27 protein-coding genes are annotated in these 26,488 nt (G+C 58.9%); 15 read left to right on the top strand and 12 right to left on the bottom strand.

What is annotated here, in order from left to right; genetic code table 11:
• Positions 1-14: 14 nt before the first annotated feature.
• From radA to OE750_RS01940, 8 genes are all read left to right on the top strand, one after another.
• Positions 15-1,379, top strand: coding sequence for a DNA repair protein RadA (gene radA / locus OE750_RS01975; RefSeq protein ID WP_263760801.1), 1,365 nt, complete (start codon positions 15-17; stop codon positions 1,377-1,379).
• Positions 1,380-1,422: 43 nt separating this feature from the next.
• Positions 1,423-1,977: a CvpA family protein gene (locus tag OE750_RS01970; protein WP_263760799.1), complete on the top strand. Its 555-nt coding sequence runs from the start codon at positions 1,423-1,425 to the stop codon at positions 1,975-1,977.
• Positions 1,978-2,077: 100 nt separating this feature from the next.
• The gene (gene purF, locus OE750_RS01965; RefSeq protein WP_263760797.1) at positions 2,078-3,535 is read left to right on the top strand and encodes an amidophosphoribosyltransferase; all 1,458 of its coding nucleotides are present in this window, start codon (positions 2,078-2,080) and stop codon (positions 3,533-3,535) included.
• 107 nt (positions 3,536-3,642) lie between these two features.
• Positions 3,643-3,909 (top strand): hypothetical protein, encoded by a 267-nt coding sequence (locus OE750_RS01960; protein WP_263760795.1) that lies wholly within the window; start codon positions 3,643-3,645, stop codon positions 3,907-3,909.
• Positions 3,910-3,952: 43 nt separating this feature from the next.
• Positions 3,953-4,597 (top strand): SDR family NAD(P)-dependent oxidoreductase, encoded by a 645-nt coding sequence (locus tag OE750_RS01955; RefSeq protein ID WP_263760793.1) that lies wholly within the window; start codon positions 3,953-3,955, stop codon positions 4,595-4,597.
• Between the two features lie 233 nt (positions 4,598-4,830).
• Positions 4,831-5,613 carry a 5'/3'-nucleotidase SurE gene (surE, locus tag OE750_RS01950; protein ID WP_263760791.1) on the top strand — a complete coding sequence of 261 codons (783 nt, stop codon included), beginning with the start codon at positions 4,831-4,833 and terminating at the stop codon, positions 5,611-5,613.
• Positions 5,610-6,266: a protein-L-isoaspartate(D-aspartate) O-methyltransferase gene (locus OE750_RS01945; RefSeq protein ID WP_263760790.1), complete on the top strand. Its 657-nt coding sequence runs from the start codon at positions 5,610-5,612 to the stop codon at positions 6,264-6,266. Before surE ends, OE750_RS01945 begins: the two co-directional genes overlap by 4 nt.
• A gap of 60 nt (positions 6,267-6,326) precedes the next feature.
• Positions 6,327-7,490, top strand: a complete 1,164-nt coding sequence (locus tag OE750_RS01940; protein WP_263760788.1) for a peptidoglycan DD-metalloendopeptidase family protein — start codon at positions 6,327-6,329, stop codon at positions 7,488-7,490.
• 137 nt (positions 7,491-7,627) lie between these two features.
• On the opposite strand, the gene OE750_RS01935 is transcribed toward OE750_RS01940, so the two are convergent.
• Genes OE750_RS01935 through OE750_RS01920 form a run of 4 tightly spaced genes read right to left on the bottom strand, consistent with a single transcriptional unit; the run spans position 7,628 to position 10,291 of the window.
• Positions 7,628-8,467: an ATP-binding protein gene (locus OE750_RS01935; protein WP_263760786.1), complete on the bottom strand. Its 840-nt coding sequence runs from the start codon at positions 8,465-8,467 to the stop codon at positions 7,628-7,630.
• Positions 8,467-9,435: a twin-arginine translocase subunit TatC gene (gene tatC, locus OE750_RS01930; RefSeq protein ID WP_263760784.1), complete on the bottom strand. Its 969-nt coding sequence runs from the start codon at positions 9,433-9,435 to the stop codon at positions 8,467-8,469. Before tatC ends, OE750_RS01935 begins: the two co-directional genes overlap by 1 nt.
• A gap of 7 nt (positions 9,436-9,442) precedes the next feature.
• Positions 9,443-10,069 carry a Sec-independent protein translocase protein TatB gene (gene tatB, locus OE750_RS01925; RefSeq protein ID WP_263760782.1) on the bottom strand — a complete coding sequence of 209 codons (627 nt, stop codon included), beginning with the start codon at positions 10,067-10,069 and terminating at the stop codon, positions 9,443-9,445.
• A gap of 6 nt (positions 10,070-10,075) precedes the next feature.
• Entirely contained in the window at positions 10,076-10,291 is a 216-nt protein-coding gene (locus OE750_RS01920; protein ID WP_263760780.1) for a twin-arginine translocase TatA/TatE family subunit, read from the bottom strand.
• A 185-nt stretch (positions 10,292-10,476) separates the two neighbouring features.
• On the opposite strand from OE750_RS01920, the gene OE750_RS01915 reads away from it, so the two are divergent.
• Complete coding sequence (locus OE750_RS01915; protein WP_263760778.1) at positions 10,477-11,784, top strand: MFS transporter; 1,308 nt, start codon at positions 10,477-10,479, stop codon at positions 11,782-11,784.
• 81 nt (positions 11,785-11,865) lie between these two features.
• Here OE750_RS01915 and OE750_RS01910 read toward each other — a convergent pair whose 3' ends face one another.
• The 3 genes from OE750_RS01910 to cysS all read right to left on the bottom strand — a co-directional run bounded on the left by OE750_RS01910 (position 11,866) and on the right by cysS (position 15,873).
• Complete coding sequence (locus OE750_RS01910; protein ID WP_263760776.1) at positions 11,866-12,642, bottom strand: squalene/phytoene synthase family protein; 777 nt, start codon at positions 12,640-12,642, stop codon at positions 11,866-11,868.
• Entirely contained in the window at positions 12,639-14,249 is a 1,611-nt protein-coding gene (gene cimA, locus OE750_RS01905; RefSeq protein WP_263760774.1) for a citramalate synthase, read from the bottom strand. Before cimA ends, OE750_RS01910 begins: the two co-directional genes overlap by 4 nt.
• A 178-nt stretch (positions 14,250-14,427) precedes the next feature.
• Positions 14,428-15,873, bottom strand: coding sequence for a cysteine--tRNA ligase (gene cysS / locus OE750_RS01900; protein WP_263760772.1), 1,446 nt, complete (start codon positions 15,871-15,873; stop codon positions 14,428-14,430).
• 259 nt (positions 15,874-16,132) lie between these two features.
• Between cysS and OE750_RS01895 the strand changes: the two genes are divergently transcribed.
• Positions 16,133-17,308 (top strand): pyridoxal phosphate-dependent aminotransferase, encoded by a 1,176-nt coding sequence (locus OE750_RS01895; RefSeq protein WP_263760770.1) that lies wholly within the window; start codon positions 16,133-16,135, stop codon positions 17,306-17,308.
• 226 nt (positions 17,309-17,534) lie between these two features.
• Positions 17,535-19,085 carry a trimethylamine methyltransferase family protein gene (locus OE750_RS01890; protein ID WP_263760768.1) on the top strand — a complete coding sequence of 517 codons (1,551 nt, stop codon included), beginning with the start codon at positions 17,535-17,537 and terminating at the stop codon, positions 19,083-19,085.
• Positions 19,086-19,295: 210 nt separating this feature from the next.
• Here the strand turns inward: OE750_RS01890 and OE750_RS01885 are convergent, their stop codons facing one another.
• Both OE750_RS01885 and OE750_RS01880 read right to left on the bottom strand, forming a co-directional pair.
• Positions 19,296-19,850, bottom strand: coding sequence for a peptidylprolyl isomerase (locus OE750_RS01885; RefSeq protein WP_263760766.1), 555 nt, complete (start codon positions 19,848-19,850; stop codon positions 19,296-19,298).
• Positions 19,843-20,349, bottom strand: a complete 507-nt coding sequence (locus tag OE750_RS01880; RefSeq protein ID WP_263760764.1) for a peptidylprolyl isomerase — start codon at positions 20,347-20,349, stop codon at positions 19,843-19,845. Before OE750_RS01880 ends, OE750_RS01885 begins: the two co-directional genes overlap by 8 nt.
• A gap of 159 nt (positions 20,350-20,508) precedes the next feature.
• On the opposite strand from OE750_RS01880, the gene OE750_RS01875 reads away from it, so the two are divergent.
• Positions 20,509-21,702 (top strand): phosphoglycerate kinase, encoded by a 1,194-nt coding sequence (locus OE750_RS01875; protein WP_263760762.1) that lies wholly within the window; start codon positions 20,509-20,511, stop codon positions 21,700-21,702.
• A 154-nt stretch (positions 21,703-21,856) separates the two neighbouring features.
• Here OE750_RS01875 and OE750_RS01870 read toward each other — a convergent pair whose 3' ends face one another.
• The gene (locus OE750_RS01870) at positions 21,857-22,300 is read right to left on the bottom strand and encodes a PaaI family thioesterase (RefSeq protein ID WP_263760760.1); all 444 of its coding nucleotides are present in this window, start codon (positions 22,298-22,300) and stop codon (positions 21,857-21,859) included.
• Positions 22,301-22,473: 173 nt separating this feature from the next.
• Here OE750_RS01870 and OE750_RS01865 point away from each other — a divergent pair, with 173 nt between their 5' ends.
• Positions 22,474-22,782, top strand: coding sequence for an FtsB family cell division protein (locus tag OE750_RS01865; protein WP_263760758.1), 309 nt, complete (start codon positions 22,474-22,476; stop codon positions 22,780-22,782).
• Positions 22,783-22,821: 39 nt separating this feature from the next.
• On the opposite strand, the gene OE750_RS01860 is transcribed toward OE750_RS01865, so the two are convergent.
• Both OE750_RS01860 and OE750_RS01855 read right to left on the bottom strand, forming a co-directional pair.
• Entirely contained in the window at positions 22,822-23,319 is a 498-nt protein-coding gene (locus tag OE750_RS01860) for an RES family NAD+ phosphorylase (RefSeq protein ID WP_263760757.1), read from the bottom strand.
• Positions 23,316-23,822: an antitoxin Xre/MbcA/ParS toxin-binding domain-containing protein gene (locus OE750_RS01855; RefSeq protein WP_263760755.1), complete on the bottom strand. Its 507-nt coding sequence runs from the start codon at positions 23,820-23,822 to the stop codon at positions 23,316-23,318. The genes OE750_RS01860 and OE750_RS01855 overlap by 4 nt, the downstream gene beginning before the upstream one ends.
• 264 nt (positions 23,823-24,086) lie before the next feature.
• On the opposite strand from OE750_RS01855, the gene pdhA reads away from it, so the two are divergent.
• The gene (gene pdhA, locus OE750_RS01850) at positions 24,087-25,097 is read left to right on the top strand and encodes a pyruvate dehydrogenase (acetyl-transferring) E1 component subunit alpha (RefSeq protein WP_263760753.1); all 1,011 of its coding nucleotides are present in this window, start codon (positions 24,087-24,089) and stop codon (positions 25,095-25,097) included.
• Positions 25,098-25,111: 14 nt separating this feature from the next.
• Positions 25,112-26,479 carry a pyruvate dehydrogenase complex E1 component subunit beta gene (locus OE750_RS01845; protein WP_263760751.1) on the top strand — a complete coding sequence of 456 codons (1,368 nt, stop codon included), beginning with the start codon at positions 25,112-25,114 and terminating at the stop codon, positions 26,477-26,479.
• Positions 26,480-26,488: the final 9 nt, after the last annotated feature.

Here is a 26,488-nt window from a genome sequence, read left to right as displayed (position 1 = left end):
GACATACAAAATAGATGGCAAAAAAACTTCAGTATGTCTGCAACGCCTGCGGTGCGAGCGCCTCAAAATGGGCCGGCCAATGCGATTCGTGCGGCGAGTGGAACTCCATCACCGAAGAAAAACCCCTCTCCGAGGGCTCCAGCTCCAAATCCATCGGAGCAAAACGCGGCGGTCACGTTGACCTTACCGACCTCTCGACAGACGAGGCTCCACCGCCCCGCACCATGAGCGGCATGGACGAACTCGACCGCGTTCTCGGCGGCGGTCTTGTGCCCTCGTCCGCCATTCTCGTTGGCGGTGATCCGGGCATCGGAAAATCCACAGTGCTCTTGCAAGCCGCTGCACAATTCGCCTCTAATGGACTGAAAACAATATACATTTCAGGCGAAGAGGCCTCCGCCCAAGTGCGCATGCGCGCCCAGCGTCTGGGGCTGAAAGACGCGCCCGTGAAGCTCGGAGCCGAGACAAACCTGCGCGATATCCTCACCACGCTAGAGGCTGAAAAGCCCCAGCTCGCTATCATTGATTCTATCCAGACCATGTGGGTTGATACGGTCGATTCAGCCCCCGGCTCCGTCTCGCAGGTGCGCGCCGCCGCGCACGAACTCACGAGTTTTGCCAAGCGCAAAGGCGTCTCCGTGATCCTCGTCGGCCACGTCACAAAAGACGGCCAGATCGCCGGTCCCCGTGTGGTCGAGCATATGGTCGATACTGTGCTTTATTTCGAAGGCGAGCGCGGCCATCAGTTCCGTATCCTGCGCGCCGTGAAAAACCGCTTCGGCCCCGCCGATGAAATAGGCGTGTTCGAGATGACAGGTGCAGGTTTACAAGAGGTCAAGAACCCCTCGGCCCTGTTTCTCTCCGAACGTGGCGAACCTTCTCCCGGTTCTGTTGTATTCTCGGGTATCGAGGGCACACGCCCTGTTCTTGTGGAATTTCAAGCACTTGTGGCCCCAAGCCCACACTCCCAACCGCGCCGCACTGTTGTCGGATGGGACAGCTCCCGCCTCGCCATGATCCTCGCCGTGCTCGAGGCACGCGTCGGCATTCCCTTTGCAGGTCTCGATGTATACCTCAACGTGGCAGGCGGCATGAAGGTCTCCGAGCCGGCGGCAGACCTCGCCGTGGCCGCCGCTCTCCTCTCTGCGCGGGAAGATGCAGCCCTGCCCAAAGACACCGTTGTTTTCGGCGAAATAAGCCTATCGGGTGCACTCCGATCCGTGTCACAAACAGAAAACAGGTTGAAAGAAGCGCAAAAACTTGGTTTCTCCACTGCAATCATGCCAAAGGGTGATAAGGCTCCTGCAACCGCAGGCCTGACCGCCAAACGCTATGACGATCTAACCGCCTTTGTGGGCGACATTTTCGGCGCCGGCTAAGCCTTCGCCAAATAAAGAACAGAACAAAAAAAAGAGAGTGATCATGGAAGGTTTTACAATCGTTGATGGCGTCGTCGCCCTGATCATTGTTGTTTCCGCCCTACTGGCCTATTCACGCGGCCTCGTGCGCGAAGGCCTTGCCATCGCCGGATGGATCCTTGCCGCCTTTTTGGCCTTCATCTTTGCCCCGCAAGTGCAACCTCTGGTCAAGGAAGTGCCCGTTGTCGGCAGCCTCATCTCCGACAGCTGCGAGCTCTCCATGATCGCCGGTGCCGCCGCTATTTTCGCCGTAGTGCTTGTCATCGCAGCGCTGTTTACGCCCTTGTTTTCCTCGCTTATCCAGCGCTCGGCCCTCGGCGGCCTTGATCAGGGGCTTGGCTTTCTCTTTGGCGTGGCCCGAGGCATCCTGCTCATCGCGATTGCGTTTTTTGTATATGAAACCGTTGTGACATCGCAAAATATCACCGCGATTGATGACAGCCGCTCCGCGCGCGTCTTTGGCAAGATGACCGGCTCCATCGAAGAACGAGACCCGGAGCAAGCACTCGGCTGGATCACACAGCAATATGAACAGCTCGTTTCAGGCTGCGGCGAATAAACCTGCCCCTGACACATAATCAGGCCGCTTCGCTGGGTGACATATCCCGCGAGGCTCACTATGAAGGTTTCACGACACCCTCGGATTCGGAGCTGCTCCCGTGACCAAACATTATGCCCACCCCTTTGACGATGACAAACTCAAGGAGGAATGCGGCGTATTTGGCGTCACCGGCGTGACCGATGCCGCAAACTTCGTCGCCCTCGGCCTGCATGCGCTCCAGCATCGCGGTCAGGAGGCTGGCGGGATCGTCTCCTACCACCCGGACCACGATTTCAACTCGGTGCGCCGCTTCGGCTATGTGCGCGACAATTTCACCAAACAAAGCCTGATGGAAACCCTGCCCGGTGCACTGGCAATCGGCCATGTGCGTTACTCGACAGCAGGGTCCAAAGGCGCAGCGATGCGCGATGTGCAGCCCTTCTTTGGCGAGTTTTCGATGGGCGGCGCAGCCATTGCCCACAACGGCAACATCACCAACGCCGAGGCCCTGCGCCGCGAGTTGATCGAGCGTGGCAGCATCTTTCAGTCCAGCTCTGATTCCGAATGTATCATTCACCTGATGGCCCGCAGCCTGCAACGCAACATCCCCGAGCGGATGGAAGATGCCTTGCGTCGCGTCGAGGGGGCTTTTTCAATCGTTGCCATGACCCGCACAAAGCTGATCGGCGTGCGTGACCCGCTCGGTGTGCGCCCGCTTGTGCTCGGCCAGATCGGCGATGGCTGGGCGCTGTCCTCGGAAACCTGTGCGCTTGATATCATCGGCGCAACTTTTGTGCGCGAAATCGAACCCGGCGAAATGGTCGTTATCACAGGTGATAAAGTCGAAAGCGTCTTCCCTTTCCGACGCCAGAAGCCGCGCTTCTGTATTTTCGAGCATGTCTATTTCTCCCGCCCCGACAGCATCATCGGCGGTCGCTCGGTCTATGAAACCCGCCGCCAGATCGGTGTGGAACTGGCCCGTGAAGCGCCTGTCGAGGCCGATCTCGTCTGCCCCGTGCCTGATTCCGGCACACCAGCCGCCATCGGGTTTTCGCAAGAAAGCGGCATCCCCTATGCGATGGGCATCATCCGCAACCAATATATGGGCCGCACCTTCATTGAACCGACAGAGCAAATCCGCAACATGGGTGTCCGCCTCAAGCTCAACGTCAACCGAGCCCTCATTCGCGGCAAACGGGTGATCCTTGTCGATGACAGCGTGGTGCGCGGCACAACTTCACGCAAAATCAAAGAGATGATCCTGGATGCAGGCGCAGCCGAAGTTCACTTCCGCATCGCCTCCCCGCCCACGGCCTGGCCCTGTTTTTACGGGGTGGATACTCCGCAGCGCGAGAAACTTCTCGCCGCAACGATGTCCGAAGACGAAATGCGCGAGTTTCTCGCCGTTGACAGCCTCAAGTTCATCTCACTCGATGGTCTCTACCGCGCAGTGGGCGAGGCCGAAGGGCGTAACAAAAGCTGCCCGCAATATTGTGATGCCTGCTTCTCCGGTGAATACCCTGTCACCCCGGCGGATATGGTGCAAAAAGGCTTTGAGATGAAAGCCGCCGAGTAAAACAGCGCTTCCGGCAGGTTTTCGCTGCATTGCAGCGTAGACCTTCCTTCTCCCTTTGGTCATGTTTATCTGCCTGCTTCGCGCGCACATCGCGCCAAGGAGGCACTATGGACACGACCGCTATCAAACCCGTCAACCCGGCCACAGCCAAGGCCGCAACCGAGCCTTCGTCGCTCCCGCTCGGGAAACTTCAGCTTCTGGGGATTGTCATCCGCCCGACAACATCCGAGGCCTTGTTCCGCACTCCCGAGGGCGAGACATTCTGGGTTAAATCAGGCAGCCAGACCCCCTATGGCAAAGTGATAGCACTCGATGACACCTCTGTGATTCTCGGCGGAAGATCACGTCCCCAAAGGTTTGAGCTTCTGGGCTAAAGCGCCCATGGACAAGGTCGAAAACCTGATCTAAACCAGCCTCATGACAGATAAAATCGCCCTCATAACCGGTGCCTCCCGCGGCCTTGGCGCAGCTCTCGCCGAAGTGCTCTGTGACACACATCATATCGTCGCAGTCGGCCGCACCACAGGCGCGCTCGAAGAACTCGACGACCGTATCAAAGCCAGAGGCGGCGAGGCTACGCTTGCCCCGATGGACATCTCCAACCCTGATGCGATGGCGCAACTTTGCCGCTCGATCTATGACCGCTGGGGAGCTGTCGATATATGGGCGCACACGGCCATTCACGCCGCACCGCTCGCCCCGGCAGATCATATGGATATGAAAGACTGGGACAAATCCGTCAGCATCAACCTCACTGCCACGGGTCGCCTCATCAGCTTCGTGTCTCCCTTGCTCAAACCGGAAAGTCAGGCGCTTTTCTTTGAGGATAATCACAGCGGCGAGAAATTCTTTGGCGCCTATGGCACAACCAAATCAGCTCAAATTGCGCTGGCCAGAAGCTGGGCAGCCGAAAAGGTCAATACCGGCCCAAAAGTCCGCATCCTGAAGCCCAAACCTCTGGCCACGGCCCTGCGCGCCCGTTTCTACCCTGGTGAAGACCGCGCCCCGCTGGCGCCCCCCGCCGCCGAGGCCGCCCGCCTCGTCGCCGAACTGCGCTCCTAACCCGGCTCCACAAAACCTTCCCACTACTTTCTGCCCCTGCTTCTTCTGTTCGAAAATACCTCAGAGGGTGTGGGGGACTGGTCCCCCACACCGGTCGGATTGCGCGAAGCGCAATTCGATGCCGTGAAAAACTGTCGCATAAACGACTCTATCTCGAAGCCGCTCTGTCACACCGCCTTGCCCTGTGCACGCCCCTCCTTTATTCAACGGGAAAACAGCAGGCAGGCGGGCACATGCGCATACTTCTCACCAATGACGACGGCATCAATGCTCCCGGGCTCAAGTCGCTCGAAAAGATCGCATGGGATCTGGCAGGCGCCGATGGGGAAGTCTGGGTCGTCGCTCCCGCGTTCGAGCAGTCGGGCGTTGGCCATTGTATCAGCTACACGCACCCGATGATGGTCCAGAAAATGGGCAAGCACCGCTTCGCGGCGGAAGGCTCTCCCGCCGATTGTGTGCTTGCTGCGCTGCACGATATCATGCCGGAGCGCCCCGATCTCGTGCTTTCAGGCGTCAACCGTGGCAACAACTCTGCCGAAAATGCGCTCTACTCCGGCACGCTCGGCGGCGCGATGGAAGCGGCCCTGCAAGGTCTGCCCGCAATCGCCCTTTCGCAGTATCTCGGCCCTGAGAACTATGAAATCGACAACCCGTTTGAAGCCGCAGAAGAACACGGTGCAGCGCTTTTGGCCAAAATTCTAGCCGCCGAGCCGAAAGGCCAGCAAGACTACCGCCTGTTTTACAACGTCAATTTCCCGCCGGTTCCGGCCGCTGCCGTCAAAGGCACACGCGCAGTTGTTCAAGGCTTTCGCCAAGGTGTCACCTTCGGGGTCGAGCCGCATTCCTCCCCCTCGGGCCGCCGCTTTCTCTGGATCAAAGGCCATGATCAACGCGTCCCCGCCACTCCCGGCTCGGACGCCGATGTAAACCTTGCCGGTTACATCTCCGTCACTCCCATGCGGGCCGATCTGACAGCCCACGACATGCTGTCTGCATTCAAGAGCATCGAAACATGAATGACCCTGCGCTGGAACCTCAAGAGCAGAAAATGCAGTTTCTCTATACACTGCGCTCCAAAGGTGTAACCGATCCACAGGTGCTTGGCGCGATGGAGAAGATCGACCGTGGCCTCTTTGTGCGCGGCACATTCGAGGGCCGCGCCTATGAGGACACCCCCCTGCCAATCGCGTGCGGGCAAACCATTTCGCAGCCCTCCGTCGTAGGGTTGATGACACAGGCGCTGCAAGTCGGACCGCGCGACAAGGTGCTCGAAGTCGGCACAGGCTCGGGCTATCAGGCCGCAATCCTCAGCCAGCTGGCGCGCCGTGTTTACACCGTCGAGCGGCACAGGCGGCTCGTGCGCGAAACCCAGGCGCTGTTCGAGCGGCTTGATCTGACAAATGTGACCGCCCTCACAGGCGATGGAAGCCACGGCCTGCCCGAGCAGGCGCCCTTTGATCGCATCATCGTGACAGCCGCAGCCGAGGACCCGCCCGGACCGCTCTTGGCTCAACTCAAAATCGGGGGTATCATGATTGTGCCGGTCGGCCAGTCGGATGCGGTGCAAAGCCTGATCAAGGTGACGCGTCTCGAAGACGGATTTGACTATGAAGAATTACGCCCCGTGCGGTTTGTGCCGCTTCTGGAGGGGCTTGGTAAGGAGGCCTGAGGGCCAAAACAGACAAGTAACAAAGCTCTGGCAACAAAGAGCAGCTGTGAGGATATCGAGATGAACAGAGGTTTAACCCTGAGACTGCTGGCGGCAACTGCGGCCATCGCCCTGATCGCCGGCTGTGACCGCCCGCTCGATCTGGATTTGCGCGGCAAGCTCGGCTCGGGCGCTGATACGTCTGCCGCGGCGCGAGGAGCAACCACATCACGCCCCCGCCCCGATGACCGCGGGATCATCTCGTATCCCAACTATCAGGTCGCTGTCGCCAAACGTGGTGACACGCTGGCAACGCTTGCAGCGCGCATCGGCGCAGACGCAAACGAACTGGCACGCTACAACGGCATCCAGACTGGCGACAGCCTGCGCCAAGGCGAAGTTGTCGCCCTGCCCAACCGCGTGGCCGAGCCCTCCCCCGCCACAGGAGCGATTACAACAGGCCCGATCCAGCCCCCGAATGTAGATATCACCGAGCTTGCCGAAGGCGCGATCGACCGCGCCCAGCCAACAGCAACACCCGCCGCCACAGCACAGCGTGGCGTAGAGCCCGTGCGCCACAAAGTCACGCGCGGCGAGTCGGCCTATACGGTTGCACGACTTTATAATGTTTCAGTGCGCTCTCTGGCCGATTGGAACGGCTTGGGCAGCGACTTCGGCATCCGTGAAGGCCAATACCTGCTGATCCCGACTGCCTTGGGCGAAGCCCCCGCCAGAAAAACCGAGGTCACCTCCACAAAGCCGGGCGTTGGCTCTCCCACGCCCGTACCGCCAAGCGCGGTGAAACCTCTGCCCGCAGAGACCACAAAACCCACGGCGACAGCCGCCGCAACGGCCACGCCCGACCTTGGCAAAACCCAGACTCAATCTGCGGGCTCGGGTAAGTTTTCCTATCCGGTCAGGGGTAAAATCATCCGCGAATACGCCAAGGGCAAAAACGATGGCATCGACATTGCAGCCCCCTCGGGCACACCAATCGGCGCAGCAGGCGCCGGCACAGTGGCCGCGATCACGTCAGACGCCGATCAGGTTCCGATCATTGTGGTGAAACACCCTGACAATCTGCTCTCGGTCTATGCCAATGTCGGCAATATCGCTGTGAAAAAAGGCGATAGCGTGAACCGTGGACAGAAGCTTGCCACAGTGCGCTCCGGAGAATCGGCCTATCTGCACTTTGAAGTCCGCAAAGGCTTTGAGAGCGTCGATCCCATGCCTTATTTGCAATAAAACTTCGAATTTGCTTCGCAAATCCGATCCGTTTGAGGGGGACCAGCTCCCCTCAAACTCCCCTATGCAGCTCGCACAGCGCGCACTTGCTGCGCGGAGACGGCCCAAGATATTTCAAGCAATAAGAAAGAGCCGGATCAGCTTAAGGCAACACCTTTGCGCCCTGCAAGGTCGGTGACGTATTGCCATGCCACACGCCCCGAGCGCGCGCCACGGGTGGCTTGCCACTCGATCGCTTCGGCGCGCAGGCTTTCAGGCTCATACTCGATGCCGAAATGCGCGCAGTAGCCGTGTATCATCGCAAGATACTCGTCTTGCGAGCAAGGATGAAAGCCAAGCCAGAGGCCGAAACGATCACTCAAAGAGACTTTTTCTTCAACGGCTTCACTCGGGTTGATGGCACTTGAGCGTTCGTTTTCGATCATGTCGCGCGGCATCAGGTGGCGACGGTTGGACGTCGCGTAGAACACCACATTCTCGGGCCGTCCCTCAATCCCGCCATCCAGAACCGCTTTCAACGATTTGTAATGCTGGTCATCATGACTGAAGCTCAGATCATCACAAAACAGCACGAAACGGTCTCTTGTGCTGCGCAAAAGGCTCAACAGCCGTGTGACACTTGGCAAATCTTCGCGCTGAAGTTCGACCACTTTAAGGGGCAGCTTCTCGCTGAGCACCTGCGCATGAACCGCCTTGACGAGAGAGCTTTTGCCCATCCCGCGCGCGCCCCAGAGCAGCGCGTTGTTGGCTGGCAGGCCACGGGCAAACTGACGGGTGTTTTCCAAAAGCGTATCGCGCGAACGCTCTACGCCGATAAGCAGCGACAGATCAACCTTGCTCACCTTTTTCACAGGGCTGAGGCGGTCGGGCTCCACATGCCAAACGAAAGCATCGGCCGCGGCAAAATCAGGTGCAGGCAGTGGCGGCGGGCTCATCCGTTCCAGTGCGGAAGCTATGCGGGCGAGTTCGTCACTCATCAGCTTTTGTCCGCCTTGCCGTCCTCATCCTCATCTTCAGCCAAGTCCTCGTCAAACTCGCGCATCAGCGGGTCGTCAAACTCGTCCTCATCATCGAAATAGCCCTCTTCACGCAGCTTGTCGTCGCGTTTCTTCTCAACGCGGGCAACCAGCAAAATCGAGATTTCATAGAGACCATAAACAACCGTAAAAAGAATAAGCTGGGTGATCACATCCGGCGGCGTAACCAATGCGGCAAGCAGAAGAATACCGACCATTGCGTATTTACGCACAGCGCCAAGGCCTTCGGCGCTCACAAGCCCGGCTTTGCCCATCAGCGTAAGGAGCACAGGAAGCTGGAAGCACATGCCAAAGGCAATGATGAACTTGAGCGTGATATCAAGGCTCTCGTTAACCTTACCGAAGAAAGTGATTTTCAAGCCTTCCGAGCTTTCCGGCACAACCGCGTTGGCATCGGGAAGGTTTTCGACCGTGCGTGACATCAGGTTGGCAAAAATCGAGCTCACATCGGCAAAGCCGAGGAAAAACTGCATCGCCAAAGGGGTTACGACAAACTGGGCAAAAGAAGCCCCCAACAGGAACATGACAGGCGACGCCAGAATAAACGGCAGGAAAGCCCCCTGCTCGTTTTTGTAAAGGCCGGGTGCCACAAAGCGCCACATCTGAAAGGCAATCACAGGGAAGGCCAGCGCAAATCCGAAGACCATCGAGATACGGAAAAGCGTAAACAGATACTCCTGCGGCGACGTATATTGCAGCGTCGGGTCAGGATCACCCAAGGTGCGCAGCGTGGCTTCAATCGGTTCAAGCAAAAACTGCAGAATCGGCTCGGCCACCATAAAGGCCAGCACGATGCCGACGATAAACGCCAGAACAGACCGGATGAGCCGCGTGCGCAACTCGGCCAGATGCTCGATCAGCGGAGCGCTGGAAGCATCCATTTCATCTGGCGTATCAGACTGGCTCATATGTCACTCATGCTTTATCTGCCGCAGGCTTTTTCTTGGCTGCGGGTTTCTTGGCGGCTGTCTTTGACGCGGCGGCCTTCTTGGCAGCAGGCTTTTTGGCCGGTGATGTCTTTGCGGCGGGCGCCTTGGCTGCTGTCGGCTTTGATGCGGCTTTCGCCGGTGCTTTTTTGGTAGCCGTTTTTTTGGCGGCCGGCTTTTTCGCAGGCTTGGCCTCGGCGGTGCCGTTTTCAGCCTCAAGGCGGGCAGCGTGGGCTTCGCGCACTTTTCTGGCTGTCTCGGCAGCCGAAGCGTTGGCCTCTTCCACCATGCGGTCACGCTTTGCCTGTCGCTCTGCGGCCAGCTTGCCTGTCTCGCTTTCAGGATCCCACTTGGCGGCGTCCTTAACGGCATCCTTGACAGAATCAAGGCCCAGCTTCGAGGGGTTCGTCACATCGCGCAGAGTCTTGGCTGTTTCACGCATGCCGCTTTCGTCGGCGGCATCGTTCATGGCCTTGGAAAATTCGCGTGCCATGCCCTTCATCTTGCCGACAAACTCCCCCGCCTTGCGGAAGAGAACGGGCAAGTCCTTAGGGCCAACGACAATCAACGCGACGATGCCAATGACCAGAAGCTCGGTCCAGCCAAGATCAAACATGTAGCGTTACGCCTTGTCTTTTTCTTCAGCAGGCGTGACATCTTTGGCCTCGTCCGCCATCTGGTCTTCAAGCTCTTCCGTGCCGTCTTTGACACCGCGTTTGAAGGCGGTAATGCCTTTGCCGACTTCGCCCATGAGCGAAGAAATCTTGCCACGCCCGAACAGGACGAGCACGACAACGGCAATAAGAAGAAGGCCGGGAAGGCCGATATTGTTGAGCATGATATGTCTCCCTTGGTCGGCTGGTGCTGCACCATGCCGAAAACTTTGCAGACCCTATCTAAGCGCTCTGCACCCAAGTGAAAAGACGCAATAGAGCTTTGCACACTGAAAAATGCGCAAGTTGCGGCAGACAGAGCGCAACATCGCGCTTGCGAGGGCGCAGGAAAGGGGCTAGCCAATCTGGTATGACAGAGACAGTTTCACCCGTTAACGACCCGCAGAGCACCCCGGAAAACCACAGACGCGCCAAACGCAACGTCTGGATTCTGGTGTTGGCTCAGGCACTGCTCGGCTCGCAAATGCCGATGATCTTCACAATCGGTGGCCTTGCTGGGCAAATGCTCACCACAAATCTCTGCTTCGCCACCTTGCCGATTTCGATGATCGTGCTCGGCTCGATGCTGGCAGCCACGCCGCTCAGCTGGTTTATGCAGGCCTACGGGCGGCGGGCAGGCTTTATCCTTGGTGCCAGCGCGGGTGCAACAGGTGCTGCCGTTTGTGCCTACGGACTTTATCATGCTTCGTTCAGCATCTATCTCGTCGGCAGTCTGATCACGGGTATCTATATGTCGGCGCAGGGGTTTTACCGCTTCGCCGCCGCCGATACCGCCTCGGATGCGTTCCGCCCCAAAGCGATTTCCTATGTCATGGCAGGTGGTCTCCTCGCCGCGATCATCGGACCGCAACTGGGCAACTATTCCTCGATGGCCTTCGGTGCGATCCCGTTTATGGGCACCTATCTCACGGTGATGACAATCAATATCGTCGGCTCGTTGCTGTTTTTGTTCCTCGACATTCCAAAGCCGCCCGTCCCTCATGTTGATGCCCCACGCGGCCGCTCGCGCATGGAACTCCTCAAAACGCCGGTTGTTGCCGTCGCAATCATTTCGGCCATGGTGTCTTACGCGCTGATGAACCTCGTGATGACCTCCACACCGCTTGCCGTTGTCGGCTGTGGTGTCGGCGGTGAAACGGAAATTCCGGGCTGGATCTCCGGCGTTGTACCTGAGGGCAGTATGCGTGACCGCTTCCAGTTTATCGCGGGCTATGTCGTGACAGCTCATGTGCTGGCAATGTATGTTCCGAGCTTTTTCACAGGGCACCTCATTGCGCGCTTCGGCGCTGAAAAGATCGTGGCCCTCGGCCTCCTGATCCTTGCCGGTGCAGGCGCCGTGGCGCTGATGGGGGTCAATCTCGAGCATTTCTTTGTTGCGCTCATTCTGCTCGGGGTTGGCTGGAATTTCGGATTTATCGGCGCAACCACAATGCTGGCCGGAAGCCATGAGCCGCATGAGCGCGGACGTGTTCAGGGCATGAACGACCTGATCGTCTTTGGCGGCGTTTTCGTGGCGTCGCTGGCTTCGGGCGGATTGATGAACTGCTCGGGAACGTCTGCGCAAGCAGGCTGGGTCTCGGTAAACCTCGCGATGGCACCTTTCCTCATGCTGGCAGGTGGAGCGCTGATCTGGCTGGTGCTGCGTCCGCAGGACTAGGCTTCGAATTGCGCTTTGCGCAATCCGACCAGCTGGGGGCGCTGCCCCCAGACCCCCGGGATATTTCCAGCAAGAAAAAAGCTACCAGCGATTTGTGAAAGCAAAGCGCGCAAGCCGCATCTGGGCGCGGAACGGGGCAAGTTCAAGTGTGCCGTTCGCAACACGAGCAGGCTCTTTCATAGCCAGCTTGAGCAGCGGCTCGGTTTGCCACCCCGCCAGAAGCGCGCGACGGGCCAACTTGGGCATAGCCTGATTGCGCGCGGTATTGAGCTTGGACAGGCCCTCTCGAGCAAGCCGTGCAATCGCGGGTTCAGACGTATCAGGCAAAGGGTGACGATTTTGCGCCATAAGAGCGGGCACAGCTGTGAGCCAGCCGGCGAGACCCATCGCTTGAAAACCGCCTTCAAGATCCGCGTTGCTTTGTCCGCCTGCGAGCCCGAGGCCCGTGCGCATCAAGGCACCGGTTGTGTTGCCCAAGTGCTGCCAGAGCGCAGCCTCGTCTGCAAAGGGCTCCGGGTAGATATCCCAGCGGCGCGCCTCAACGAGGCTTTGCAAGCCAAGCGCCTGATCTGGCGAAAGAGTATCAGCCAGCGGTGTGACAACCTCATGGCGGCGCACCTGCCCGCCCGCGGCGATTTCGCCCAAGGCATCATGCCACCATTGCAAGCGCATCTCGGCGATCATTGCCTCGGAAGTCACCCAAGGCGCGCGCGCCACCTCGACATTAAAGGCATATAGCACCAGCAGCTTCTCACGCAGCCCCAAAGGCGCGGCCATAGCGGCGCGAAAGCGCGCAGGATCGCCCTTGAAGACGATCTCGGCGCAGGCGGCTATATGATCATTCACAGGCTCTGTCATGAGGTATGCAAAAGCTTCCAGTTGATCGCATCCAAGAGCGCATCAAAGCTCGCATCAACGATGTTGGCAGACACTCCCACAGTGCTCCAGCGCCGGCCCGCATCATCTTCGCTGTCGATGATCACCCGTGTCACAGCTTCTGTGCCGCCTTGGGTGATACGCACCTTGAAATCGACAAGCCGCATATCGGCAATGGCCTCGCCATAACGCCCCAGATCCTTGGCCAGCGCTTTGGAAAGTGCATTGACCGGCCCGCGGTCAGAGCCTGTCTCATCCATGCTTTCGCTGACAGACAAGCGCTTTTCACCATCAACCTTCACAACCACAACCGCCTCGGACAGCGAAACCGATTTGTTATACTTGTTCTTGCGCCGCTCGATGCTCACGCGGTAACGCTTCACCTCGAAAAACTCCGGCATCTGCCCCAAAGCCCGTCGCGCCAGAAGTTCGAAACTTGCCTGCGCGCTGTCATAGGTATAGCCCTCGGCCTCGCGCAGCTTGATCTGGTCAAGGATCAGCCCCAGCGCGGGATCATCCTTTTTCACAGTGATTCCCGCCTCTTCCAAGCGCCTCCTCAAGTTGCTCTGCCCCGCCTGATTGGACATCGGGATGATCCGCGCGTTGCCCACCATTTCAGGCGCTATATGCTCATAGGTGCTCGGGTCTTTCAAAATCGCGCTGGCATGAAGCCCTGCCTTATGGGCAAAGGCACTCGCGCCCACATAGGCCGATTGCCGCATGGGCACGCGGTTGAGTATCTCGTCCAGCTTGCGGCTCACCTGCGTGAGGCCTTCCAGCGCCTCACGGCTCACGCCTGTCTCGAACTGGCCGGCATAAGGCTCTTTCAACAGCAGCGTCGGAATGAGCGCGGTGAGGTTGGCGTTGCCGCAGCGCTCGCCAAGTCCGTTCAGCGTGCCTTGCACCTGCCTTGCCCCGGCATCAACCGCCGCAAGGCTGCAAGCCACGGCGTTTTCCGTATCATTGTGCGTGTGGATACCAAGCTTGTCGCCCGCAATGCCCGCTTGTGTCACCGCCTTGGTGATCGCGTAGACCTCATGCGGCAGCGTCCCGCCGTTGGTATCGCAGAGCACAATCCAGCGCGCACCGGCTTGCTCGGCCGCCTTGAGGCACTCCAGAGCATAATCTGCGTTGGCCTTGTAGCCGTCAAAGAAATGCTCCGCATCAAACAGCGCCTCGCGCCCTTGGCTGACGATATAGGCCATGCTTGCACGGATGTTCTCGACATTCTCTTCAAGGCTTATGCCCAGCGCCGTTTTCACGTGAAAGTCATGGGTCTTACCGACAAGGCACACATGCGCTGTACCCGCGTTCATCACCTCGGCGAGCACATCATCATTTTCAGCCGAGCGCCCCGCGCGTTTGGTCATGCCAAAGGCGGTGAACCTGGCGCGCGTCTTGGGGGCCGTCTCGAAGAACTCGCTGTCCGTCGGGTTCGCCCCGGGCCAGCCACCTTCGATATAGTCCACCCCCAGCGCATCAAGCATCGCCGCGATCTTGTGCTTTTCAGGCGTAGAGAATTGCACACCTTGCGTTTGCTGCCCGTCCCGCAGGGTAGTGTCGTAGAGATAGAGGCGTTCGCGGCTCATGATACGCTCCCGTCCGGGCAGCACCCGAACCGCAGGGGGCGATTTTCAGTCTGATGCCTACATCGCCAAGCCACATGCGTTTCAAGCTCGGCAGGCCGCTCGCAAAAAGCACCCGCCCCGTGGGGGGCGGTTCGGGCGCTGCCCAGACAAGCTGGGTGGTTTGGGGTGGTTGGGGAGGTCATAGCAGGCCCTCCAGTTTAGATGGGTCGAAATCAGGCGTAACATCAAGCTCCACCCCTGCCTTAGACATTCTTACTTCCAGACCAGAACTCAACAAAGCGGACTTAATTTGATCCACCTTTGAAAAGTCTTTTGTAGTCATAGCTTTCTCACGTTCATCTGAAAGGAGCCGTTCATAGGGTTCAAGCTGAGCAGGATCACCGAGTATTTTCTCCAAAGAAGAACCAAAATTGGATTGCCACGGACTGCTCCATTCTATTTCGAGAAATGCCATGGAAACAGCGAGTTGAATACATGCTTCTTCACTATGTTTAGCGTCCTTGGCCAGTTTGTGCATCTCGGCAAGCGCAAGCGCAGTATTCAAATCATCAGCCAATGCCTCGATGATTACGGTGGGAACAGGCGTCTTGGCAACTGATCTTGCTGCTCCATCATACAAGGCGCTTGTTAACGCCTTCCATTTCGTTAGAGTCTTCTCCGCCTCTTCCCGCTTCTTCTCCGTCCAGTCCATCGGCTTCCGATAATGCGTGCTCAAAAACACAAACCTGATCACCTCCCCCGGCACGCCCTGCTCCAGCAAATCGCGCACAGTGAAGAAGTTGCCCAAAGACTTGGACATCTTCTTGCCCTCGACCTGCAGCATCTCGTTGTGCATCCAGACTTTCGCCATCTCGTCTGTCCCGTTGGCACAGCAGCTCTGGGCGATCTCGTCTTCGTGGTGGGGGAACTGTAGGTCTAGCCCGCCGCCATGAATATCAAAGACATCGCCAAGCAGCGCCTTGGCCATGGCCGAGCATTCTATGTGCCAGCCGGGGCGGCCACGGCCCCACGGGCTTTCCCATCCGGGCTGGTCGTCGCTCGATGGCTTCCACAAAACGAAATCCATCGGGTCTTCCTTATAGGGCGCAACCTCAACACGCGCCCCCGCGATCATATCGTCCACGTCTCTCCCCGAGAGCACACCATACTTCTCATAAGAGCGCACCCGAAACAGCGCGTGGCCCTCGGCGGCATAGGCATGCCCCTTGGCAATCAGCGCCTCGATCATCTCGATCATCTGCGCGATGTAGTTCGTCGCCCGCGGCATCTTTGTCGGCTCCAATGCGCCCACAGCCGCCATGTCTTCCAGATACCACGCAATCGTCTCTTCCGTGATCTCTCCAATCGTGCGCCCGCTCTCTGCCGCCTTGGCGTTGATCTTGTCATCGACATCTGTGAAATTGCGCACATAGGTTACATGCTCTTCGCCATACACATGGCGCAGCAGCCGGTAGAGCGTATCAAACACAATCACAGGCCGCGCATTACCGATATGCGCACGGTCATACACCGTCGGCCCGCAGACATACATTCGCACATTCTCCGCATCAATCGGCTCGAAGGCCTCTTTCTTGCGGGTCTTGGTGTTGTATAGCTTGATCGCAGTCTTGTTTGTCTCGGTCATGGTCGGCCCTCATGCGCGCCAAAGCGCCTTCGCGGCGGACTTAACAACTTACACATTGAGATGGAATAAGAAGAACGGCCCGCCTGATGTCTCAGCAGGTAATAATGCAGCAAATAATGCAAATCATCGTTCTCATGCACAAAGCGATACCCCATCCATACGCCCCTGCCAAGAAAAACCGCGCGGCTTGAGTTGACATTGCCCGCCTAATTCAGGCCCATGGGCCAACTTGAGACTCACCTAATCCCGCGAGGCCCCCATGCGCTTGTCAAAAACAATCACCACAATAACAGGCGGCGGCTCCGACGGCTGGGATCTCTTCATCAAGGCCCGCAAGATGATTGCACAGGGCCATGATATAACCGAGCTCACCATCGGCGAGCATGACATCAAGACAGACACCCGCATCATCGAGGCAATGCACGCCGCCGCGCTCGGCGGGGCCACAGGCTACGCCATGGTCCCGGGGATCGACACGTTGCGCGAAACCGTGGCCAAACGCCTTGCCACCCGCACAGGCGTGCCAACCACAACAGACAATGTGCTGATCACCGCAGGCGGCCAGGCCGCGCTCTTCGCCGCCTTCCGTGCCTGCCTCGATGCGGGCGATATCGCGCTCTATATCACCCCCTACTATGCCACCTACCCCGGCACCATCCGCTCGGTCGGCGGTATCCCAAAAAGCGTGACAGCCGAGGCCGACAACGGCTTTCTGCCCACATTCGAAGCGCTCGATGCCGCCGCCGCAGAGTCAGGCGCCAAAGCCCTGCTCATCAACTCCCCCAACAACCCCACAGGCGCGGTCTATGGCCGCGACACGCTGGAAGCCATCGCCGCTGTCGCCAAAAAGCACGACCTCATCGTGATTTCCGATGAAGTCTACGACACCCAGGTCTGGGAGGGCGAGCATATCAGCATCCGCTCTCTTGAAGGCATGGAAGAACGCACATTTGTCGTCGGCTCCATGTCCAAAAGTCACGCAATGACAGGCAGCCGCGTCGGATGGCTCGTCGGGCCAGACAGTGCCATGCCCCATGTGCTGAACTTGCTGACCAATACAAACTACGGCGTCGCAGGTTTCACACAACAAGCCGCCCTCTTCGCGCTCGGCCTTGGCGAATCTTTTGAAGAAGAGATCGCCGCGCCCTTCCAGCGCCGCCGCCTTCTCGCCCAAAAAGCCCTCGCAGGTCAGAACGCAATCCGCCTCTCGCCCCCCTCGGGCGCCATGTATCTCATGCTCGATATCCGCGCGACAGGCCTCTCGGGCGATGACTTTGCAGACAAGCTCCTTATGGCGCGCGGCATCGCCGTCATGCCGGGTGAAAGTTTCGGCCCTGCCGCCGCCGGCCATGTCCGTATCGCTATGACAATCCCCGATGCGCCCTTTGAAGCCGCCATCAAAGAGATCGCCGCCTTCACAGCAAGCCTCACTTAACCCCTCCCAAAAACGACAGAATGTCGCACTTAAGACAGAATCGGCCCTCTTAACGCGCCCTAATCAAGGCACAGTCCTTGAAAGGCGCGCCATGCAGGCTCCGTTTTGCACTATTACTCTGGTGATCCGCACCATCGGTGCAGAGCGTGGCCGCGCGGCCCGTGGTGGCCCGTTGCGCGTTTGAACTCAAAGTCAAACCCGTAACACCCCCACAAGGACGCCCGCCATGACCGACCAAACCCCAATGAAGACCTCCGCCCGCTCAGGTGGCCGCAATGCCCGCCGTGCCGCCCGCGCCGCGCCGCTTGATGCCGCCACCCGCCCGATCCGCGCCGGGATGGAAGGCGGCCGCTACAAGCCGCTCACCGGGGCCGATGTGCTCAAAATCCACGAGGCCGCCCTCGAAGCGCTCGAAACCATCGGCCTCGCCGATGCGCCCGCCTCAGGCGTCGAAATCCTCACAGGCGCAGGGGCCATTCTGGGCGATGACGGCCGCATCCGCTTCCCTCGCCCGCTGGTGGAGGATATGCTCGCCAAAGCCGCGAAAACCATCACCCTCTTTGGCCGCGAGCCGCAATATGACATGCAGCTTGAGGGCGCGCGCGTGCACTACGGCACAGCAGGCGCGGCCGTCAACATGGTCGAGCCCGACGGGCGCAGTTACCGTCACAGCACCGTGCAAGACCTGCACGATGCCGCCCGCATCGCGCACGCACTTGATAACGTGCATTTCGTGCAGCGCCCCATGGTCTGCCGCGATATAACAGACAACCGCGAGATGGACCTCAACACAATCTACGCCTGCTGCTCGGGCACAAGCAAACACGTCGGAACCTCGTTCACCGAGCCCGCCTTTGTGCCTGATGCTTTCGAGATGCTTCACCTTATCGCAGGCGGTGAAAGCAACTGGCGCGCGCGACCCTTCGTGAGCAATTCAAACTGCTTCGTCGTCCCGCCTATGAAATTCGCGACAGAAGCCTGCGAAGTCATGGAAGCCTGCATCAAGGGCGGCATGCCCGTGCTCCTGCTGTCCGCCGGCATGGCCGGTGCCACCGCCCCCAGCACCATCGCAGGCGCCATCGTTCAAGCCACAGCCGAGTGCCTCGCAGGCATTGTCTATGTCAACGCCATCGCACCCGGCCACCCCGCCATCTTCGGCACATGGCCCTTCGGCCTCGATCTGCGCACAGGCGCGATGACAGTCGGCTCGGGCGAGCAGGCTCTGCTCTCCGCAGGCTGCGCGCAAATGCACAAGTTCTACGGCCTCCCCGGCGGAGCTGCTGGTGGCGCAAGCGATAGTAAACTCCCTGATATGCAAGCAGGTTGGGAGCAAATGTGCTCCAATGTCATGGCAGGTCTCGCAGGCTGCAACATGGTCTATGAGGCCGCAGGTATGCACGCTTCCCTGCTCGGCTTCTGCCACGAAAGCCTCATTCTTGCGGATGATATCATCGGTCAGGCCCAACGCTGTGTGCGCGGCATCGAGGTTGATGATACCACATTGGCCCTCGACCAGATGCGCGAAGTCTGCCTCGGCGGCCCGGGCCACTACCTCGGCACAGAGTGCACCCTGAGCCGCATGCAAACCGATCATGTCTACCCGACACTGGGCGACAGGACCTCTCCAAAGGAATGGGTCGAGAAAGACAAACCCGACCTCGTCGAGAAAGCCACCGCACGCAAACTCGATATCCTCTCGCGCCGTGCGCCCTCGGCTTTCGATCCCGCCACCGATGCCGCCATCCGCGCGCGTTTCGCCATCCACCTCAACACATAAACCTTTCTTATTGCAAAAATATCCTGGGGGAGCGCGAGGGGGTGAAACCCCCTCGCTCAAAGCGGCGCGTTCCGCAGAACGAAGTTCGCGGAGCGCACCGCAAAACCTGTGCGCCGCAAGGCGCGCCTTTTGCCTATTCGCCCCGTTCCGCACACAAACAAAAAGGGCGGCTCCACCGGAACCGCCCCTTAAATTCCGGTTAAAACCGCGTCACTCGGTGACTGTCACGCTCTTCATATAATCAGGCGCGCCAATCACAGCGCCGTTGCGCCCCTTGCCCAGCTTGATCTTATCGAGCACATCAAGCCCCTCGGTCACGCGGCCCACAACAGTGTATTGCCCGTTCAGCGAAGGATACTCGGTGAACATGATGAAAAACTGGCTGTTGGCGCTGTTCGGGTCAGCACTGCGCGCCATACCGACAATTCCGCGCTCGTAAGGAATTTCGGAAAACTCCGCCACAAGATCACCGCGGTCGGAGCCGCCCGTGCCGGCCATCGCCATATTGCCGCCTTCGACCTTGCCGTTCACAACATCACCGGTCTGTGCCATAAAGCCTTCAATCACGCGGTGAAAAGCCACGCCGTCATACTGGCCCTCTGCCGCAAGCGATGCAATCTGCTCGACATGTTTGGGCGCAACCTCTTCCAGCAGATCAATCATGATCACACCGTTCGCACCTTCGCCCGCAACCTCGATCTTGAGGCCCGTGGCAAGCGCCGGACTGGCCGCAAGCAAGGCGGCGACATATGCAAGCTTACGCATCGGCGGCCACCTTCACGCTGATCATACGGTCAGGATTCACAGGTGGCTCGCCTCTGGCGATCTTGTCCACATGCTCCATACCGGAGGTGACCTGCCCGTAAACGGTGTATTGCCCGTTAAGGAAATCATTGTCCTTGAAATTGATGAAAAACTGGCTGTTTGCCGAGTTCGGGTTGGCCGAACGCGCCGCACCAATGCTGCCGCGCGCATGTGGAATACGGCCAAACTCGGCTTTCAGGTCGGGCAAATCAGAGCCCCCCGTGCCGGCGCGGCTCGGGTTATAATCCACTTCCATGTTGGCATGTTGCACATCGCCTGTCTGGGCCATAAAGCCGTCAATCACACGGTGAAAGGCCACGTTGTCGTATTTTCCGGCACGCGCGAGCTCTTTCATCCGCTCGCAATGCCCGGGCGCGATATCGGGCATCAGTTCAACAACAACTGTGCCGTCCTTGAGTTCAATCAGGATCGTGTTTTCGGGGTCTTTATAGTCGGCCATCGGGCGCTCCTCGGTGCTCTGGTCAAATTGATTGTGATTACCTAAGCGCCAAAGCCCCGCTCGGCAAGCCCGAGTGCCAACCTCGGTGCTTCCAGTGCTTGACGATTGCGCACAATCCCGCCAAACCCCACCGCAAACGAGATCAAGAGGAGCACCCCGATGGGCTGGAAGACGCTGGATGACTTAGACCTTAAGGGCAAGCGCGTGCTCACCCGCGTCGATATCAACGTGCCTGTGCAAAACGGCGTGGTCTCCGATGCCACCCGCATCGAGCGCATCGTGCCCACAGTCGAAGCAATCCTCGCCAAAGGTGGCACACCGCTGCTCATCGCCCATTTCGGCCGCCCGAAAGGCAAGGTCGTGCTGGATATGAGCCTGCGTGTCGTGCTTCCCGCGCTCGAAAAAGCCCTGGGCCACACGGTCTCCTTTATCGAAACCCTCGAAGGCGCGGAAAACCTCACAGAAGAGGCCCGCGCCGCCGAGGTGATCCTGATCGAGAACATCCGTTTTCACCCCGGAGAAGAGGCCAACGACCCCGAATTCGCCAAGCGCCTCGCAGGCCTCGCCGATGTCTACTGCAACGATGCTTTCTCAGCCGCGCATCGCGCCCATGCCTCCACCGAAGGTGTGGCCCATCACCTCCCCTCCTGCGCGGGCCGCCTCATGCAAGCCGAGCTTGAAGCGCTCGAAAGCGCCCTCGCCAAGCCCAAGCGCCCCGTCGGCGCGGTTGTGGGCGGCGCAAAAGTCAGCACCAAGCTCGACCTGCTCTCAAACCTCGTTGAAAAACTTGATGTGCTCATCATCGGCGGCGGCATGGCCAACACCTTCCTCATGGCCGAAGGCGCCGACCTCGGCGCATCGCTGGTCGAGAATGAAATGCTGCCCACCGCCCGCGAGATCATGGAAAAAGCCAAATCCACAGGCTGTCAAATTCTGTTGCCCTCAGACGGTGCCGTGGCCCGCGCCTTCAAGGCTGGCGCAGATTACGAAAACCTCCCCCTCGCCGCCGACACCGCGCTTGAGGGTGATCAAATGGTCCTCGACGCAGGCACAGCCAGCACTGCAGCCATCCTCACCGCTTTCGAAGGTTTGAAAACGCTGATCTGGAACGGCCCGCTCGGCGCATTCGAAATCGAACCTTTTGACAGAGCCACAATGGCCGCCGCCCGCAAAGCCGCAGCCCTCACCCGACAGGGCGCGCTCGTCACCGTTGCAGGCGGAGGCGATACCGTGGCCGCGCTCAACGCCGCAGACGCCGCCGATGATTTCAGCTATATCTCGACAGCCGGCGGAGCCTTCCTTGAATGGATGGAAGGCAAAACCCTCCCCGGCGTGGCAGCCCTCGGCGGCTGAACCGGGCGGCTCGTCAAACCCGCCGAACCGCACTTAATCTTCTTCTGTTCAAAAATACCTCGGGGGCAGGATTCAAAAGCCCTACAGCTTTTGAATCTAGGGGGCAGAGCCCCCGGCCGGTCGGATTTTCGCGCAGCGAAAATTCGAAATCAGCTCACCCCGTCACCTCGTCACGCCCGCTCACAACCATCATACTCGCCGTCAGCCGCGCCACTTCAACTTCCGCGTCATTGTCCAGCCCGTAGGCCACCGCCTCGGTAAACGTCACGCTCCGCCCGGGCTTCAAAACCCGCCCGACAATGCGAAAGCGCGGCGCTCGTGCAGGGCGCATCAGCGAGACTTTAAGTTCGATCGTCAACACCCCCGCATCTGCAGGCATCACCGAATAGGCCGCAAACCCCGCCGCCGTATCGAGCGCCGTTGTCATCGCGCCCGCGTGCATAAACCCGTGCTGCTGGGTGAACGCATCCTGAAACGGCATCTCGAACACAACTTCGCCGGCGCGCACCTCCAAAAGCACAACCTTCAGCTGCCCCATCATCTTCTGGCGCGCAAAGCTCTCGCGCACCCGCGCCTCATAATCCCCATAAGTTTTCATGCGTCCCTCTCCCTTGCGCTATTGTGGCATTTAGGACTCGCCACGCAATCAAAGCCAACCCCAACCTTGCGTCACAGCTTCCAAATCCTCGCCACTTTTGGCAAAGTGTTCAAAGCCCGTCAGAGGCAGACAAAACAAAGCCCGCTAAAAGCGCGCATGAGGCAAGCAGCAAGATGAGCATTTCCAGCACACGCAATCCACCCGCCGTTGGATCTCTTGTGTTCTTTGCCGTGGCGTTCAGCCTTACGCTCTACTTTACCTTCGCCGCCATTCAGGGCGATTACGGCCTCTTCCGCCGCGCCGAGATCGAAGCCGAGCAAAAGAAACTTGCCGTCGAACTGGCAGCCCTTGAAGCTCGTGTCGCGCGCATGGAAAATCTTACCACGCGCCTCTCCGATGATTTCCTTGATCTTGACCTGCTCTCCGAGCGCGCCCGCGACATGCTCGGCTACGTGCGCGCCGACGAAATCGTTATTCGTTAAAACCCGACACCTTTTACCGATTTACCGGTGCTTACCGATTTACCGGTGCAGCCGCGGATCAAGCGCAAAGCGCTCCTGCTGCACATCGTCAAACTGCCCCTCAACACGGTTCGCATCGAAAATCAGGTTCCAACTGTGCCGCGAAACTGTCGAAGGCACGAGCGTAAACAGATGTGTCGCCAAAAGCGCGTCGCCAAAGGCCTGCTGTCCGGGGCCGTGTGCGCCGGGCACGCACCAGTTGGGGTTTGGAATATCCTCAAATCCCAGCACATGAACCTCGCTCAAGTCACATACCATTGCCGAGGTCAGCACATGCGGCGCCGTGTCGAGCGCCTTGAAGCCCTTATGCACAGCCACTTCCAAAATCGCACAGGCAGGATCAACCGCCGCATAGACAGCCCGAACCCCCTTTGAGTTCCAGCGCCCGCCCACGCGGTAAGCCCCCTCGCCTGTGCTCCACCCGCTCGCATGGCGCTCGGCATCCAGCCGCCAGAGCCGCAGTTCGCCCGTGCCAAGAGGCGGTGGAAGCGGCGTCACACATAAACCCCGTATTCCAGGCGCGTCAGGTGGTTTTCAACAGCTTCTGTTCCCGCAGTTGAGGACAGAAGATCAATCGGCCTGCGATTCCCGAGGCCCATCGCAGGCTCCAGAAGCCACGCCTCCGCCGCCTCCTGTGTGCCCATAACATCCGTGGCCTGCGCAATAATCTCTGCAAAGCGCCACGCGCGGCTGCTCTGCTCTGTCGATAGCGGCTTTTGCTTCGCACTCGCCTTGTGGCGTTGCAACGTGCGAATGCTGATACCGATCGCCTTGTTCAGCACATCTCCCGTCGCCAGAACATGCACCCCCTCGACAAGGTGCAACAAGGATTTCGAGGGAATGCCCTTCACAATCAAATCATGCGCCTCAAGTGCCGTGCGCACAGGCTGCTTCATGGTTTTGCCCCCGCCGAGCAAACGATAGGCGCGGATCGTGTCATTCTCGGGTTGACCCGAAGCGCGCGGCGCAACGGCCCCGCTGACCGCAGCTGTCATAACCATCTCGGCTCTCCTTTCGTCATATGTCGCCAAATACATGACACTTGTCGCAAGCATTTTCAAGAGAAACCACCCTGCGCGCATCCGGGGCGACCGGCGGGCAATCCCTTTCTCGCAAAGCGCACGGGCCGTACTTGCCGCGTCCGCAGCCCGTTATAGCGCAAGCGCCCTCCTGCCTCCCTCAAATAAACCCTCGCCACGCAAGATAATTTCGTGTTATTATTGGTTTAACGCTAAACTAATTGTGACCGAAGGGGGACGCAGCGCATGGCCGCCCGTAAAACAAAAGCAAAATCAAATACTTCTGCTGAAGAGCTTAAAACCTACTACCACGATATGCTGCTCATCCGGCGATTCGAGGAGAAGGCCGGACAGCTCTACGGCATGGGGCTCATCGGTGGTTTCTGTCACCTCTACATCGGTCAGGAAGCTGTCGTTGTCGGCCTTGAGGCCGCGGCCAAAGAAGGTGACAAGCGCATCACCTCCTACCGCGATCATGGTCACATGCTCGCCTGCGGAATGGACCCGAACGGCGTGATGGCCGAGCTGACAGGCCGTGAAGGCGGCTATTCCAAAGGCAAGGGCGGCTCTATGCACATGTTCTCCAAAGAGAAGCATTTTTACGGCGGCCATGGCATCGTCGGCGCGCAAGTGCCGCTTGGCGCGGGCCTCGCGTTTTCCGACAAGTATAAAGGCAATGACAACGTCACCTTTACTTATTTCGGTGATGGCGCGGCCAATCAGGGCCAGATTTACGAAACCTTCAACATGGCCGCACTCTGGAAGCTGCCGGTCATTTTCGTAATCGAGAACAACCAATACGCCATGGGCACAGCTCAGGCCCGCTCCACTTCCACCCCGGATCTGCACACCCGCGGCGAGGCCTTCGGAATCCCCGGCGAGATTGTTGATGGTATGGATGTTCTGGCCGTCAAGGCCGCCTCGGAAAAAGCCACAGCCCACTGCCGCGCTGGCGATGGCCCCTATATCCTCGAAGTCAAAACCTACCGCTACCGTGGGCACTCCATGTCCGATCCGGCCAAATACCGCACCCGCGAAGAAGTCCAGAAAATGCGCGAGGAGCGTGACCCGATCGAAAACATCCGCGCGATGCTTCTGCAAGGCAAACACGCCACAGAGGACGAACTCAAAGCCATCGACAAAGACATCAAAGAGATCGTCAACGCCTCCGCCGAATTCGCCAAAGACAGCCCCGAGCCTGACCTGAGCGAACTCTGGACAGACATTTACGCCGACGAAATTCCGCAAGAAGCCTGAGGGAGACACACACAATGGCAACCGAAATTCTCATGCCCGCCCTCTCGCCCACCATGGAAGAAGGCACGCTGGCCAAATGGATGGTCAAAGAAGGCGATACTGTAAAATCCGGCGATATCCTCGCCGAGATCGAAACCGACAAAGCCACGATGGAGTTTGAAGCCGTCGATGAAGGCGTCATCGGCAAAATCCTCATTGCCGAAGGCACCGAGGGTGTGAAAGTCAACACCGCCATCGCCATCATCGGCGAAGAAGGCGAAGACATGAGCGCAAGCGAAGCCCCCAAAGAGGAAAAACAGGACGCGCCCAAAGCCCAGAAGGCCGATGCCCCCGTGGCCGCCCAGCCCGCCGCCGAGGCTCCCAAGGGCGACCAGACACCGGACTGGCCCGAAGGCACAGAGCTTAAGCAACAAACCGTGCGCGAAGCCCTGCGCGATGCCATGTCCGAAGAAATGCGCCGCGACGACAGCGTGTTTCTCATGGGTGAGGAAGTCGCCGAATACCAAGGCGCTTACAAAATCTCCCAAGGGATGCTCGACGAGTTTGGTTCAAAGCGCGTCATCGACACGCCCATCACCGAGCATGGCTTTGCAGGCATCGCCACAGGCGCGGCCTTCGGTGGCCTCAAGCCGATCGTGGAGTTCATGACTTTCAACTTCGCCATGCAAGCCATTGATCATATTATCAACTCTGCCGCCAAGACGCTCTACATGTCCGGCGGCCAGATGGGCGCTCCCATGGTCTTCCGTGGCCCCAACGGTGCCGCCGCCCGCGTCGGTGCGCAGCACTCGCAAGACTACGCCGCATGGTATGCCCAAATCCCGGGCCTCAAGGTTGTCATGCCCTACTCGGCCTCTGATTATAAAGGCCTCATGAAAACCGCGATCCGCGATCCCAACCCCGTGATTTTCCTCGAAAACGAGATCCTCTATGGCAAGAGCTTCGATGTGCCTGTCATGGATGATTACACCGTTCCCTTCGGCAAGGCCCGCATCTGGCGCGAAGGCTCTGATGTCACCATCGTCAGCTTCGGCATCGGCATGAGCTATGCGCTCGAAGCCGCTGAAAAGCTTGCAGAAGATGGAATAGAAGCCGAGGTGATTGATCTGCGCACCCTGCGCCCGATTGATTACGACACGGTGCTGGCTTCGGTCATGAAAACCAACCGCTGCGTCACCGTGGAAGAAGGCTTCCCCGTCGGCTCCATAGGCAACCATATCTCCGCCACGATCATGCAACGCGCGTTTGACTATCTCGACGCCCCCGTGATCAACTGCGCAGGCAAGGATGTGCCCATGCCCTACGCGGCCAACCTTGAAAAACACGCGCTGGTCACAACCGACGAAGTTGTCGAAGCCGTCAAACAAGTCACCTACCGCTAAGGGAGCGCG

Source organism: Lentibacter sp. XHP0401, assembly GCF_025751535.1.
Lineage (GTDB): Bacteria > Pseudomonadota > Alphaproteobacteria > Rhodobacterales > Rhodobacteraceae > Lentibacter.
This window is presented reverse-complemented; position numbering and strand designations above follow the sequence as displayed.